Origin of the sequence: Ammonicoccus luteus, from assembly GCF_050880385.1 — a bacterium.
Lineage (GTDB): Bacteria > Actinomycetota > Actinomycetes > Propionibacteriales > Propionibacteriaceae > Enemella.
Genome location: NZ_JBNZCI010000006.1, coordinates 111,637 through 125,679 on the forward strand (window position 1 = coordinate 111,637; position 14,043 = coordinate 125,679).

13 protein-coding genes are annotated in these 14,043 nt (G+C 68.7%); 12 read left to right on the plus strand and 1 reads right to left on the minus strand.

The genetic code is table 11. The annotated features are described in order from the left end of the window. Positions 1-35: 35 nt before the first annotated feature. On the minus strand, positions 36-614 hold the full coding sequence (locus ACQ260_RS13825) for an AAA family ATPase (protein WP_432560043.1): 579 nt from the start codon (positions 612-614) through the stop codon (positions 36-38). Between the two features lie 68 nt (positions 615-682). Between ACQ260_RS13825 and rpiB the strand changes: the two genes are divergently transcribed. The 12 genes from rpiB to ACQ260_RS13885 all read left to right on the plus strand — a co-directional run bounded on the left by rpiB (position 683) and on the right by ACQ260_RS13885 (position 13,919). Further along, positions 683-1,132: a ribose 5-phosphate isomerase B gene (rpiB, locus tag ACQ260_RS13830; RefSeq protein ID WP_432560044.1), complete on the plus strand. Its 450-nt coding sequence runs from the start codon at positions 683-685 to the stop codon at positions 1,130-1,132. A 4-nt stretch (positions 1,133-1,136) separates the two neighbouring features. Then, positions 1,137-2,294: an MFS transporter gene (locus ACQ260_RS13835; RefSeq protein ID WP_432560045.1), complete on the plus strand. Its 1,158-nt coding sequence runs from the start codon at positions 1,137-1,139 to the stop codon at positions 2,292-2,294. 336 nt (positions 2,295-2,630) lie between these two features. Next, entirely contained in the window at positions 2,631-3,002 is a 372-nt protein-coding gene (gene rpsL / locus ACQ260_RS13840; protein ID WP_432560046.1) for a 30S ribosomal protein S12, read from the plus strand. Next, complete coding sequence (gene rpsG / locus ACQ260_RS13845) at positions 3,002-3,472, plus strand: 30S ribosomal protein S7 (protein WP_432560047.1); 471 nt, start codon at positions 3,002-3,004, stop codon at positions 3,470-3,472. Before rpsL ends, rpsG begins: the two co-directional genes overlap by 1 nt. 194 nt (positions 3,473-3,666) lie before the next feature. Continuing rightward, entirely contained in the window at positions 3,667-5,712 is a 2,046-nt protein-coding gene (fusA, locus tag ACQ260_RS13850) for an elongation factor G (protein WP_432560140.1), read from the plus strand. Positions 5,713-5,859: 147 nt separating this feature from the next. After that, the gene (gene tuf / locus ACQ260_RS13855; protein ID WP_432560048.1) at positions 5,860-7,050 is read left to right on the plus strand and encodes an elongation factor Tu; all 1,191 of its coding nucleotides are present in this window, start codon (positions 5,860-5,862) and stop codon (positions 7,048-7,050) included. Positions 7,051-7,398: 348 nt separating this feature from the next. Then, entirely contained in the window at positions 7,399-8,427 is a 1,029-nt protein-coding gene (locus tag ACQ260_RS13860) for an LLM class flavin-dependent oxidoreductase (RefSeq protein WP_432560049.1), read from the plus strand. 235 nt (positions 8,428-8,662) lie between these two features. Next, on the plus strand, positions 8,663-10,843 hold the full coding sequence (locus ACQ260_RS13865; RefSeq protein ID WP_432560050.1) for a catalase: 2,181 nt from the start codon (positions 8,663-8,665) through the stop codon (positions 10,841-10,843). Between the two features lie 35 nt (positions 10,844-10,878). Beyond that, positions 10,879-11,559, plus strand: coding sequence for a glycosyltransferase family 2 protein (locus tag ACQ260_RS13870; protein ID WP_432560051.1), 681 nt, complete (start codon positions 10,879-10,881; stop codon positions 11,557-11,559). Beyond that, positions 11,556-12,500 carry an acyl-CoA dehydrogenase family protein gene (locus ACQ260_RS13875; RefSeq protein WP_432560052.1) on the plus strand — a complete coding sequence of 315 codons (945 nt, stop codon included), beginning with the start codon at positions 11,556-11,558 and terminating at the stop codon, positions 12,498-12,500. Before ACQ260_RS13870 ends, ACQ260_RS13875 begins: the two co-directional genes overlap by 4 nt. After that, positions 12,497-13,336: a PIG-L deacetylase family protein gene (locus tag ACQ260_RS13880; protein WP_432560053.1), complete on the plus strand. Its 840-nt coding sequence runs from the start codon at positions 12,497-12,499 to the stop codon at positions 13,334-13,336. Before ACQ260_RS13875 ends, ACQ260_RS13880 begins: the two co-directional genes overlap by 4 nt. Further along, positions 13,329-13,919, plus strand: coding sequence for a class I SAM-dependent methyltransferase (locus ACQ260_RS13885; protein WP_432560054.1), 591 nt, complete (start codon positions 13,329-13,331; stop codon positions 13,917-13,919). Before ACQ260_RS13880 ends, ACQ260_RS13885 begins: the two co-directional genes overlap by 8 nt. Positions 13,920-14,043: the final 124 nt, after the last annotated feature.

Consider the following 14,043-nt stretch of genomic DNA (forward strand, 5'->3'; position numbering starts at 1 on the left):
CCATGCCGACGCGGCAGCGGTGACCTCGGCGGCAACTAGACCCGTGCCCGGTCGAGGTTGCTCAGGATGTCCGCAACGGTCTCCTCGGGGGTCTGGCTCGACGAGTCGAGCCAATAGCCGATGCGGGCCGACTCCTTGCGGAGAGCGGCGTCCATGACTTGGGCGGAGAAGTGGACGTACCCCTCCTTGCGCCGGTGCTTCTGCTCGCGCCACTCGAGCACGCTGACGCTCGGGGAGAGGACGACGAGGAACCGATCCGGGGTGCGGATGCGGGCGATGAACGGCTCGAGCTCAGCGCCGATGATCACGTCCTGGACGACCGCGTCGAACCCGTGCGCCGCATAGGTGTCGGCAGTGACCGCCGCCAACTGATAGCGCAGATGCAACTGCTCGATCGCTGCCGGGGACGGGTCGGGCGTCATCGCCACTTGGCCGTTCACGATCATGCGACGGAAACTGTCCCCCCGGACATGGACGGAATGCGGGAGGTGCTGGGCCAACAATTCGGCCACCGTCGACTTGCCGGCCGCCATGGCTCCGGTGATGACCACGACCCGGCCCTGACGCATCGCACCGTCCATCGGGGGAACCTCGGACGTCAGGGAAGGGCGCATGACTGCATCCTGATGGTGTATGTGTCGGGGTACGTCCCCAGCCTAACCGCCGAGACGAGAGGTGCGACATGAGAATCGCAATGGGAGCAGACCACGCCGGGTTCGGCCTGAAACAGGAACTGGCGCAGCATCTCGCCGCTCTCGGCCACGAGATCGTCGATGTGGGCACCACGAGCACCGAACGGACCGACTATCCGGTGTGGGGTGCGCGAGCGGCACGCGCGGTCGCGACGGGCGACGCGGAGTTCGGCGTCCTCGTGTGCGGGTCCGGCATCGGCATCTCGATCGCGGCCAACAAGGTGCCCGGTGTCCGGGCCGTGGTCTGCACGGAGCCGTACTCCGCAGCCATGGCCCGCCGCCACAACGACGCGAACATGGTCGCCGTCGGTGAGCGGTTCGTGGGCGTGGACATGGCGAAGGCGATCGTCGACGCGTTCCTCGGCGCGGACTTCGAGGGCGGCCGGCACGCGGACCGGGTCGCCCTGTTCAGCCGCATCGAGGCCGGCGAGGAACTCTGACACCGTGCGGGTCAGGGAGGAACGGACGTGGCCGCTGTTCATCGGCGGCTTCCTCGGGCCGTTCGGCGGTTCGCTGGTCACCACGATGCTGCCCGAGCTCGCCAGTGAGTTCGAGGTCAGCGTCGAGGTCGCGAGCACGACCCTGACCGCCTACCTCGTCCCGTTCGCCGCCACGATGCTCGTGTCCGGGACCTTGGCCGAACGGATCGGTCGGCGGCGGACCGTGCGGGCGGCGTACTTGGTCTATGCCCTCGCTTCCCTCGCTGCCGTCTTCGCCCCGAGCTTCGAAATCTTCTTCCTCGCGCGCATCCTGCAGGGCGCGTCGAACGCGTTCACCACGCCCGTCCTCGTCGGCGCGATCACCGACGCGGTCCCGGCCCATAGGCTCAACAGGTCACTCGGGGTGTTCGGCTCGCTGCAGGCCTTGGGCATGGCGGCATCGCCCCTCGCCGGCGGTCTGGCGGCAGCGGTGGACTGGCGCTGGGCGTTCGTGGTGTGCGCGGTCGTGGCCGGCGTACTCTTCTTCCTCCCACCCCCTGACTCCAGCCGCGCCGCCCAGACCGACTCGCGCTCGCGCTGGCGGGCGCTGGCCAACCGCAAGCTGGCGCTGGCCGGCTTCGTCGCGGGATTCGCCTATCTCACGACGAGCGGGATCCTGGTGTTGACGGCGTTGTACGCGCGAGCTCAGTTCGGGCTCACCCCCGGGCTCGCGGGCGTCCTGGTCGCGGTGTTCGGGGTGGCCGGGTTGTTGACCGGTCGCCGGACGGGCGGCTGGATGGACCGCTTCGGCGTGCTGCCCGTCGGGCTCGTCGTTCACGTGGTGATGGGCCTCGCGTGCGCGGCGATCGCGCTGACCGCCGGGCTGCCCCGCACGATCGGGGTGGGGGCCGTGGTCGTGCTCGTCGGCCTCGGCGGGGTCGCCGGGACTGCCTGCCGGTCCACCACCCAGAACCTCGCTGTCACCTCAGCCCCCACGAACCGTGCCGGGGCCAGCTCGGTCATGCTGGCCTGCCAGTTCGGTGGCTCCGCACTGGCACCGATCCTGTGGGTGCCGGTCTTCATGGGCCCGTCGCCGTGGTTGGCGCTCGTGCTGGCCGGCGTACCCGCGATCATCGCCGCCCTCGCCCTCGCCCTCGCGTGGCGCACCGTGAAGCGACGGTGACCCAGGCTCAAGGCGCAGAGGTGAGAGGCGGGGCGGGGCCGCGGGGGACGGGCTCGACGTGATCGCCCATCGTGACTGGATCGCTTATATGGACCCTTTTTGACCCAGCGACACACAGCGGATAACCTTGATCCTTGTGTTCGGGATGCCCGGACTCTCGTGCGTGCCCAGCGTTCCTGTCCGAGGACACGGGTGTGGCAAGCACATGCAGCGAACTGCCGGCCTGAGCGGACTTGTTCGGCCGTGGTGACCTGTGCCCGACTCCCCGTCGATGTCCTCCGCAGAGGGCAACCGACAGACTCGACAGAACGAACGAACGGAAAGAGATACCAGCCGGTGCCCACAATCCAGCAGCTGGTCCGCAAGGGCCGGACCGACAAGGTCAGCAAGAACAAGACGCCCGCGCTCAAGGGTTCTCCCCAGCGCCGCGGCGTGTGCACACGTGTGTACACCACGACCCCCAAGAAGCCGAACTCCGCGCTGCGCAAGGTGGCTCGTGTGAAGCTGTCCTCCGGCATTGAGGTGACCGCCTATATCCCTGGCGTGGGTCACAACCTGCAGGAGCACTCGATGGTGCTCGTGCGCGGTGGCCGTGTGAAGGACCTTCCGGGCGTGCGCTACAAGATCGTTCGCGGTTCCCTCGACACCCAGGGTGTCAAGAACCGCAAGCAGGCTCGCAGCCACTACGGCGCGAAGAAGGAGAAGTAATGCCTCGAAAGGGACCCGCCCCGAAGCGCCCGATCCCTGTCGACCCGGTCTACGGCTCGCCGCTGGTTTCCCAACTGGTGAGCAAGATCCTCGTCGATGGCAAGAAGACCGTCGCGCAGAACATCGTTTACACCGCACTCGAGGGCACCCGGGCCAAGACCGGCGTGGACCCCGTGCAGACCTTCAAGCGCGCGCTCGACAACGTCAAGCCCAGCCTCGAAGTCAAGTCCCGCCGCGTCGGTGGTGCGACCTATCAGGTCCCCGTCGAGGTGAAGCCGGGCCGCCAGACCACCCTCGCCCTGCGCTGGCTGGTCACCTTCGCGCGTCAGCGTCGTGAGAAGACGATGGCTGACCGCCTCATGAACGAGATCCTCGACGCCTCCAACGGCCTCGGTGCCGCTGTGAAGCGCCGCGAGGACACCCACAAGATGGCCGAGGCCAACCGGGCCTTCGCTCACTACCGCTGGTGATCATTCAGTCGGGGTACGCCCAGCGCGTGCCCCGACTGATCGCCGTCCGGGGGCTTGCCGTGACGTGGGTCCCCACCCCGTGTCGCCCGGAACGGGCGGCGGAACTCTCGTGAGATCCGAACCGAAACAGACAAGGACGATCCGTGGCCATCGACATCAAGACCGATCTGGGCAAGGTCCGCAACATTGGCATCATGGCCCACATCGACGCGGGCAAGACCACCACGACCGAGCGCATCCTGTTCTACACCGGCATCAACTACAAGATCGGTGACACCCACGATGGCACCGCCACGATGGACTGGATGGAGCAGGAGCAGGAGCGTGGCATCACCATCACCTCCGCCGCGACCACCTGTCACTGGAAAGAACACCAGATCAACATCATCGACACCCCGGGGCACGTCGACTTCACCGTCGAGGTGGAGCGCTCGCTCCGCGTGCTCGACGGCGCGGTCGCGGTGTTCGACGGTGTCGCCGGTGTCGAGCCGCAGTCGATGACTGTGTGGCGCCAGGCGGACAAATATCACGTGCCGCGGATCTGCTATGTCAACAAGCTGGACCGCACCGGCGCATCCTTCACCCACGTCGTGAAGACCATCGTCGACCGCCTGAAGGCCACCCCGCTCGTCCTGCAGCTGCCGATCGGTGCCGAGGCCGACTTCCTGGGTGTCGTCGACTTGGTCAAGATGCGCGCGCTCACCTGGCGCGGTGAGACCGCCATCGGCGAGGACTATGAGGTCGAGGAGATCCCGGCCGATATGAAGGATGCCGCCGAGGAGGCCCGCCAGACCCTCATCGAGCAGCTCGCCGACGTCGATGACGAGATCGCCGAGAAGTTCCTCATGGAGGAGGAATTGACTGTCGAGGATCTGCAGCATGCGATCCGCCGTGCGGTCATCTCGACCAAGGTCACCGCGGTGATCTGTGGCACCTCGTTCAAGAACAAGGGCGTCCAGCCGCTGCTGGACGCGGTGATCGCGTACCTCCCCGCCCCCACCGACGTCCCCGCCATCGAGGGCTTCAAGCCGGGCAATCCGGACGAGCGGGTCGAGAAGCACGCCGACGCGTCGGAGCCGATGGCCGGGCTCGCGTTCAAGATCGCCGCCGACCCGCACCTCGGCAAGCTGACCTATGTCCGCATCTATTCGGGCGTGCTCGAGGCCGGCACCCAGGTGCTGAACTCCGCGACCGGCAAGAAGGAGCGGATCGGCAAGATCTATCAGATGCACGCGAACAAGCGTGAGGAGATCGCGTCGGTCGGTGCCGGCCAGATCGTCGCCGTGATGGGGCTGAAGCAGACCACCACCGGTGAGACCCTCTGCGACCCGCAGGCGCCGGTCGTGTTGGAGTCCATGGACTTCCCGGCCCCGGTCATCGAGCAGGCCATCGAGCCGAAGACCAAGTCCGACCAGGAGAAGCTGGGCACCGCGATCCAGCGTCTCGCCGAGGAGGACCCGACCTTCCGCGTCCACACCGACGAGGAGACCGGTCAGACCATCATCGCCGGCATGGGCGAGCTGCACCTCGAGGTGCTGATCGACCGCATGAAGCGCGAGTTCAAGGTCGAGGCCAACATCGGCAAGCCGCAGGTCGCCTATCGCGAGACCCTGCGTCGTCCGGTGGAGAAGGTCGAATACACCCACAAGAAGCAGTCGGGTGGTTCGGGTCAGTACGCGAAGGTCATCATCGCTCTCGAGCCGCAGGAAGCGGGCGCGGGCTATGAGTTCGTCAACGCCGTCACCGGTGGCCGCATCCCGCGGGAATACATCCCCGCTGTGGACCAGGGCATCCAGGAGGCCATGACCACGGGTGTGCTCGCCGGTTATCCGGTGGAGGACATCAAGGTCACGCTTCTCGACGGCGCCTATCACGACGTCGACTCCTCGGAGCTGGCGTTCAAGATCGCCGGTCTGCAGGTGTTCCGTGAGGCCGCCCGCAAGGCTGATCCGGCTCTCCTCGAGCCGATGATGAAGGTCGAGGTGACCACCCCGGATCAGTACCTGGGCACCGTGATCGGCGACATCAACTCCCGTCGTGGCCAGATGCAGGGCACGCGCGAAGAGCACGGCAACCAGGTCGTCGAGGCGCTGGTGCCGCTGTCGGAGATGTTCGGCTATGTGGGTGATCTGCGTTCGAAGACCTCGGGCCAGGCCTCCTACGCCATGGAGTTCGACTCCTATGCCGAGACCCCCAGGACCGTGTCGGACGAGATCATCCAGAAGGCACGCGGGGAATGACATACGCGCGCGGTTGAAACGGTTTGACTACCGGGCAACTGTGCAGAACACTTGGCTGGGTCGACTGGGCCCAGCCAAGTCCAGCAAGACCGTCCATCAGGAACGATGCCGCGCAACCGGCCCGGCATTACACACGAAGGAGCCCACGTGGCAAAGGCCAAGTTCGAGCGGACCAAGCCGCACTGCAACATCGGCACCATCGGGCACATCGACCACGGCAAGACCACTTTGACCGCGGCGATCTCGAAGGTGCTCCACGACACTTACCCTGACCTCAACCAGGCGTCGCCGTTCGACATGATCGACAAGGCCCCGGAAGAGCGTCAGCGCGGCATCACGATCTCGATCTCGCATATCGAGTATCAGACTGAGGCGCGCCACTACGCGCACGTCGACTGCCCGGGTCACGCCGACTACGTCAAGAACATGATCACCGGTGCGGCCCAGATGGACGGCGCGATCCTCGTGGTCGCCGCCACCGACGGCCCGATGCCGCAGACCCGCGAGCACGTGCTGCTGGCGCGTCAGGTCGGTGTGCCGGCGATCGTCGTCGCGCTCAACAAGTGCGACATGGTCGACGACGAAGAGCTCATCGAGCTCGTCGAGATGGAGGTCCGCGAGCTGCTGGCGTCCCAGGAGTTCGACGAGGACTGCCCGGTCGTCCGCGTGGCTGCCTTCCCGGCGCTGAACGGCGACGAGAAGTGGGCCGATTCGATCCGCGAGCTCATGACTGCTGTGGATGAGTACATTCCGCAGCCCGAGCGCGAGGTCGACAAGCCGTTCCTGATGCCGGTGGAGGACGTCTTCACCATTACCGGTCGTGGCACCGTCATCACCGGCCGCATCGAGCGTGGCATCGTCAAGACCGGCGAGACCGTCGACATCATCGGCATCCGTCCGGAGAAGCAGACCAGCACCATCACCGGTGTTGAGATGTTCCGCAAGATCCTCGACGAGGGTCAGGCGGGCGAGAACGTCGGTCTGCTGCTGCGTGGCACCAAGAAGGAAGACGTCGAGCGCGGCATGTGCGTCATCAAGCCCGGCTCGACCACGCCGCACACCGAGTTCGAGGCCCGCGTCTACATCCTGAACAAGGACGAGGGTGGCCGTCACAAGCCGTTCTTCTCGAACTACAGCCCGCAGTTCTACTTCCGCACGACGGACGTGACCGGCACCATCAAGCTGCCCGAGGGCACCGAGATGGTTATGCCTGGCGACAACACCGACATGACCGTGACGCTGATCCAGCCGATCGCCATGGAGGAGGAGCTGAAGTTCGCCATCCGCGAGGGTGGTCGCACCGTCGGCGCCGGCCGTGTCACCAAGATCCTCAAGTGATCCTGCGTTAACGCACTGAGAGAGCCCCGGACCCAAGTGGTCCGGGGCTCTTCTCGTTTCGTGAGTGGTGTCCCCGGCGTACGGATCTGATCCGGAATCTGGATCAGAACGCGACTGTCGGAAGTGGTGTCCCCGGCGTACAGAACTGATCCGGAATCTGGATCAGAACGCAACTGTCGGAAGTGGTGTCCCCGGCGTACAGAACTGATCCAGAATCTGGATCAGAACGCAATTGCTCGCACCCCTTCTCCCGGACTCGATCGATCAGGACGGGAGTTGCGGCGCGGACACTCGAATCGGACCGTGGTCGGCGCCGGTTTGATTGACCTGAACAAGCACAGGAGGCGCATGATGGTCGAGCTCGGGTTGGATACGTTCGGTGATGTGACGGTGCGCGAGGACGGCGCTCCGGAGACGGCTGCCCAGGTGATCCGCAATCTTGTCGACCAAGCAGTCCTCGCCGACGAGACCGGGGTCGACTTCCTCGGCGTCGGCGAGCACCACCGGGACGACTTCGCGGTTTCTGCCCCCGAGATCGTGCTCGCCGGCATGGCCACGCGGACCGAGCGCATCCGGCTGGGTTCGGCGGTGACGGTGTTGAGTTCGGATGATCCGGTACGCGTGTTCGAGCGCTTCTCCACGGTCGACGCACTGTCCAACGGCCGGGCCGAAGTCATCCTCGGGCGAGGCTCATTCACCGAGTCGTTCCCGCTGTTCGGGTTCGACCTGCAGGACTACGAGGAATTGTTCGCAGAAAAGCTCGACCTGTTCGCGCACCTTCTCACGGAGGAGCCCGTCACCTGGCAGGGGCGCCTCCGGGCGCCGCTGCACTCGGCCGACGTCTTTCCGAAGACCGAGGGCGGCTCGCTCAAGACCTGGATCGCCGTCGGCGGCTCACCCCAGTCCGTCGTCCGCGCCGCGTCCTATCGTTTGCCGCTCATGCTCGCGATCATCGGGGGCCCCACTGACCGGTTCCGTCCGTTCGTCGACCTCTATCACCAGGCGCTCGACCAGATCGGTGCCGGGCGGCTGCCGGTCGGCGTACATTCCCCCGGCCACATCGCACCGACCGATGAACAGGCGCGAGAAGAACTCTTCCCGCATTTCAAGGCGAACCGCGACCGCATCGGCGCAGAACGGGGCTGGCCGCCCGTCGGCCGCGGTGAGTTCGACCGCGAGATCGAGCGCGGCGCCCTCTACGTGGGCTCCCCGGACACCGTGGCGCGGAAGATCGCCGACACGGTTGGGTTGTTGGGGCTGGATCGGTTCGATCTGAAATACAGCAATGGCCCGATGCCGCACGCGCAGTCGATGCGCGCTGTCGAGCTCTATGGCACCCGGGTGATCCCGCTCGTTCGAGACCTGCTGGCTGGGTGAGGCGACCCGGCTGGGTGAGGCGACCCGGCTGGGGAGGCGACCCGGCTCGGTGAGGCGACCCGGCCGCGCTGCTCGGGGGTCGGCCACGGCCGGGCCGCACTTCGATCGTACGTCGCAGACGGAGGCAAGTCTCCACCCCAAAGGGGATATCTATTTGTCGATATGCGGTTAGGCTGATGGAGTCCAGATCCGGGCAGCCGCCCGGCGCGGCTGCCACGACTCGATGGAGAGTGCCGTGACAGATAAGTCCAACTTCGTCCCGGGAGCCCCCGGCAGCGAGGCCCCGAGTGTCGCCGAACCCACCGACCCGCGTGAGCCGCTTCCGCCCAAGCCGGACCAGTCCGAACCGGCGGCCGTCAGCGCCACCGGCGCGAAGGCCGGTGAACGCCAGCAGCAGGGTCCCACCCTGACCACCGCCCAGGGCGCACGTCTGCGGGACACCGATCACTCGCTCAAGGCCGGCCCGCGCGGCCCCGTGCTCCTGCAGGACCACCACCTGCGCGAGAAGATCATGCACTTCGACCACGAGCGCATCCCTGAGCGCGTGGTTCACGCCCGTGGCGCCGCGGCCCACGGCACCTTCGAATCCAACGGCAAGGCCAGCAAGCTGACCAAGGCCGCATTCCTGGCCGGCGGCGTGAGCACCCCGGTCTATGTGCGCTTCTCCACCGTCGCGGGCTCCCGCGGGTCCTCGGACCTGGTGCGGGACGTGCGCGGGTTCGCGACGAAGTTCTACACCACCGAGGGCAACTACGACCTGGTCGGCAACAACATCCCGATCTTCTTCATCCAGGACGCGATCAAGTTCCCCGACCTCGTCCACGCCGTGAAGCCCCACCCGGATCGGGAGATCCCGCAGGCCCAGACCGCGCACGACACCTTCTGGGACTTCGTCTCCCTCCACACCGAGGCGCAGGCGATGGTCATGTGGGGCATGTCGGACCGGGCGATCCCGCGGTCCTTCCGCATGATGGAGGGCTTCGGCGTCCACACGTTCCGGCTCGTCAACGACGCCGGCGAGACCTCGCTGGTGAAGTTCCACTGGAAGCCCAAGCTCGGCGTTCACTCCGTCGTGTGGGACGAGGCACTGCTCACCAACGGTCTTGACCCGGACTTCCACCGCCGCGACCTCGCGGACGCGATCGAGGGCGGTGCGCTGCCCCAGTGGGATCTCGGCGTCCAGGTCTTCCCCGACACCGAGGACGAGATGTTCGAGGGCATCGACCTGCTCGACCCGACGAAGTTCGTCCCCGAGGAACTCGCCCCCGTCGAGATCATCGGCACGATGACGCTGAACGCGAACCCGACGAACTATTTCGCCGAAACGGAACAGGTCGCGTTCCACCCCGGCCACCTGGTGCCGGGCATCGACGTGACCAACGATCCGCTGCTGCAGGGCAGGTTGTTCTCGTACCTCGACACCCAGATCATCCGCCTGGGCGGTCCCAACTTCAGCCAGATCCCGATCAACCGTCCGGTGGCCCCGGTCAACGACATGCTCCGCGACGGCTACCACCAGCAGGCGGTGCACGCCGGCGCGGCGCCCTATCGCCCGAACTCCCTCGACGGCGGCTGCCCGTTCACCGCGGCCGACACCGAGGCGTTCATCGACGTGCCCCAGGCCGTCGAGGCCTCCCGGATGGTGCGGGAGAGCCCGGCGACGTTCGACGATCACTACAGCCAGGCGCGGCTGTTCTATCGCTCGATGTCGCCGGTGGAGCAGGAGCACATCATCGGGGCGTACACCTTCGAGCTCAGCAAGTGCTATGAGGAAGCGATCCGGATCCGCCAGCTCCAGAACCTCGCCGAGATCGACGCCGAGCTGTGCTCCGAGGTCGCTGCCGGCCTCGGTCTGGAGGCGCCCGAGCCGAAGCTCGAGCACAACGACACCGCCGACCCGGCGACGTCGGCCGCGCTGAGCCAGGTGGGGAAGACCTTCCCGGTCGACGGCCGCCAGATCGGCATCCTCGTTGACGACGACACCGATCCCGGTGCAGTCGCGGGTCTCGTGAGCGCGCTGGACGACGCCGGCACGGTCCCGCTGCTCATCGCCCCGACGGGGGGCAAGCTCGGGGGTGCGGTGCCGGTGCAGCGGTCGTACACCACTGCCGCCTCCATCGAGTTCGACGGTCTCGTGATCGTCGGCTCGGGCGCACCGGGCCCGGACATCGGCAAGGCCCGCGACGCGCGGTCCTGGCAGGGTGCGCAGACGATCGACCCGCGGGTGGAGACGCTGCTCGATCAGATGTACCGCCACGCCAAGGCCATCGCCGTCGTCTCCGGTTCGGAGAGCGTCGCGGAGGCTGCGGGGATCGATCTCCAGGCCCCCGGTGTGCTGGTCGGCGAGGTCGGCGGTCTCGCGGACGATCTGCTCGCCCTCCTCGGTGGTCACCGGGCGTGGGAGCGGTTCGCCTGAGCCGGTCCGACTTCGAGTACGCAGGGCACGGCGGCGTGACGACTCACGCTGTGAGTGCGGTGTGGGTCGTCGTGCCCGCCCGCAACGAGGAACAGCTCATCGGAGCGTGCCTCGCCTCGCTCCGCCGTGCCATGGACCGGGTTTTCGTCCCGGTCACCGTGACCGTCGTCCTCGACGACTGCACCGACGCAACGGCCGCCCGCATCCCGTCCTGGGTGCGGGCGGTCGAGGTGCGTCACCGCAGCGCGGGTGCGGCCCGGCGGGCGGGGTTCGAGGCCGCGCCGACCGGGCCGGGCGTCTGGTACGCGACCACCGACGCCGACTCCATCGTCCCGCCCGACTGGTTCGCGGGCATCATCACATCGGCGGCGTATGGCCACGACGTCCGCGCCGGCACGATCGTCGTAGCGGACTGGCTCGGCCGCGACCCCCGCGTCGGCGGCAGGCACGACGATGCCTATCGGCAGGGCGCCGGCCACCGCCACATCCACGGCGCGAACCTCGCCGTGTCGGCCGAGGCCTATCATGCGGTCGGCGGCTTCCGCGCCCTGCGCGAGCACGAGGACGTCGACCTCGTCGCCCGCTGCCTCGCGGCGGGCCGGTCCGTCGACTGGGCCGCGACCACGCCCGTCATCACCTCGGCCCGGCGGGACAACCGGGTGCCCGGCGGGTTCGGCGGACACCTCACGCGGTTGGAGGAGGAACTCACCCCATGACCCCGGACATTCCCGCTCTCGTGTGCGCGCGCCTCGCGGCGGCCGGTGACCTGCCCCTGCCGGGGAGGGGCCGCACCGGGGAGCGGTGGCGTACCCTCACCACCTGGTCCCACGACCACCTCGTCGCCGGCCGCCTGCTCGAGGCCCACGCCGACGCGACCGCGATCCTGACCGAGCTCGGCCACGCGCCCCCGGAGCCGGGGCAGTGGTGGGGGGTGTGGGCGGCGGAGCCGCCGCGGCCGCAGGTGGTGGGGGTACGCAGGGACGCCACCACCTGGATCCTCGACGGGACCAAGCCTTGGTGCTCCGGGGCCGGTTGGTGCTCCCATGCACTCGTCACCGTGCGCGACGCCGACGCCCCCGATGAGCGCCACCTGGTCGCGGTCGACCTCGCCCACCCCGGCGTCCGCAACGAACCCCGGTGGGCGAACGCCGGGATGGCGGACAGCCGCACCTGGTCGGTCCACTTCAGCAGCGTCCCGGCGCGCCACGTAGCGCCCGGCGCGGGGTACCTCGATCGCCCGGGCTTCTGGCACGGCGGGGCGGGGGTGGCGGCGTGCTGGCTCGGGGGTGCGTACGCCGTCGCGGACGCGCTCCTCACCACCGGCCGAGACGACCCGCTCACCCGCGCGCACGCGGGCCGGGTGGACGCCACGCTGACGGCGGCCCGGTGGGCCATGACGGCTGCCGCCGCCGAACTCGACGCGGACCCCGACGACCTCCTGGCCGCCCGCATCCGGGCCCTCCAGGTGCGCGCCCTGGTCGAGCGCACGGCCGCCGCGGTCATCGACGACGTCGGCCGGGCACTCGGGGCCGGCCCGCTGTGCCAGGATCCCGGGCACGCGGCGAGTGTCGCCGACCTGAGTGTGTATGTCCGCCAGAGCCACGGCGACCGCGACCTCGCGGCCCTCGGCGCGCTCGTGCTGGGTCAGGAACCGTGAGCGCCCCGGAGACCGACGCGCCGGGCGGCCACGCGCCGAGCGGCCACCCCCTGGACCTGGCCGCCGCGGCCAGCCTCGACGGCGACGACGGCGACCGGGGGTTCGTGGTGGGGGAGGAGGACCGCGGCACACCCGCGTCCACCTGGCAGGCCTGGCGCCCGGACCTGCCCGAGCTCGCGTTCGACGACTGGCGCCGGGTCGTCGTGATCGCCGCCCATCCCGATGACGACGTCCTCGGCGTCGGCGGCCTGCTCGCCCGCCTCGCGGACCGGGGGACCGAGGTCATCGGCGTCCAGCTCACCGACGGCACGGCCGCGTACCCCGACTCCCCGACCCTCAGCCCCTCCGAGCTGGGCCGGGTGCGGGTGGCGGAGGCCCGGCGGGCGTACGCGCGACTCGGGCTCGCCCCGCCGCTGCGCTGCGAGCTGCAGGACGGCCGCCTGGGGGAGCACGAGGACGCGATCGCCGAGCGGCTGCGTCCGCTGTTCCGGCCCGGGGACCGGTGGCTCGTGCCGTGGCGGCACGACCAGCACCCCGACCACGAGGCGGCGGGCCGGGCGGCGGCCCGGGTGTGCACGCGGTCCGCGGGCGGGGAACTGTGGGAGTACCCCGTCTGGATGTGGCACTGGGCGCACCCGACCGGGTCCGGGCTCGGCTGGGACTCCGCGTACCTCCACCACCTCACCCCCGCCCAGCGCGACCACAAACGGCGCGCGGCCTGCGAGTTCCGTTCCCAGCTCCGGCCGCTGTCCCCGCACCCGGCCGACGCTCCGGTCGTGCCACCGTTCGCGTTCGAGCGGCTGGTCTCCCCGCGGGAGCTGGTGTTCCGTGGGTGATCGGTGGCTGTGCCAGCAGTACGCGGAGTCGGCGGACCCGTGGGGGTATGCGGAGCGGTGGTATGAGCAGCGGAAGTACGCGCTCACTCTCGCCGCCCTGCCGCGCCCCCGCTATCGCCGGGTGTTCGAACCGGGTTGCTCCATCGGGGTGCTGACCGAGGGGCTCGCCGAGCGCGCCGACCACGTGCTCGCGTGCGATCTCGTGCCGGCGGCGGTGGAGCGCGCACGCCGGCGGCTCGCGGGCCGGCCGGGGGTGACGGTGACCGAGTGGGACGCGCGGACGGATTGGCCGGCGACGGACTTCGACTTGGTGGTGGTGAGTGAGGTGCTGTACTACCTGACCACCCACGAGGCCCGTCTCTTCTGCGATCGCCTCGGGACGCACCTGGCGGACGACGGACACGTCGTGGGCGTGCACTGGCGGCGGCCGGCGGATCCGCACGTGCTCACCGGGGACGAGGCCGACGGCATCTTGCGGGACACCGGGCTGCCGGTGCTCGCGACCTGGCGCGACGAGGACTTCGTGCTGACCGTTCTTGGGCGGGATGCGCGCTCGGTTGCCGCCCTGGGCGGTCTCGCCTGAGGTCCTTCCCGAGCGCCGCGGCCGCCGTGAGGTGTTTCGGTGGGGCGTGGCCAAGGAGCCCGACGCGCAGCGTCGCTAACTTCTGTCGGTCGTCGCCGGCAATCCCCTGAAGCTGTCAGCCCGG

Coding starts and splice junctions, on each gene's coding strand:
- ACQ260_RS13825 (WP_432560043.1), bottom strand. CDS start 614: ATGCGCCCTTCCCTGACGTCCGAGGTTCCCCCGATGGACGGTGCGATG.
- rpiB (WP_432560044.1), top strand. CDS start 683: ATGAGAATCGCAATGGGAGCAGACCACGCCGGGTTCGGCCTGAAACAG.
- rpsG (WP_432560047.1), top strand. CDS start 3,002: ATGCCTCGAAAGGGACCCGCCCCGAAGCGCCCGATCCCTGTCGACCCG.
- fusA (WP_432560140.1), top strand. CDS start 3,667: ATGGCCCACATCGACGCGGGCAAGACCACCACGACCGAGCGCATCCTG.
- ACQ260_RS13860 (WP_432560049.1), top strand. CDS start 7,399: ATGATGGTCGAGCTCGGGTTGGATACGTTCGGTGATGTGACGGTGCGC.
- ACQ260_RS13875 (WP_432560052.1), top strand. CDS start 11,556: ATGACCCCGGACATTCCCGCTCTCGTGTGCGCGCGCCTCGCGGCGGCC.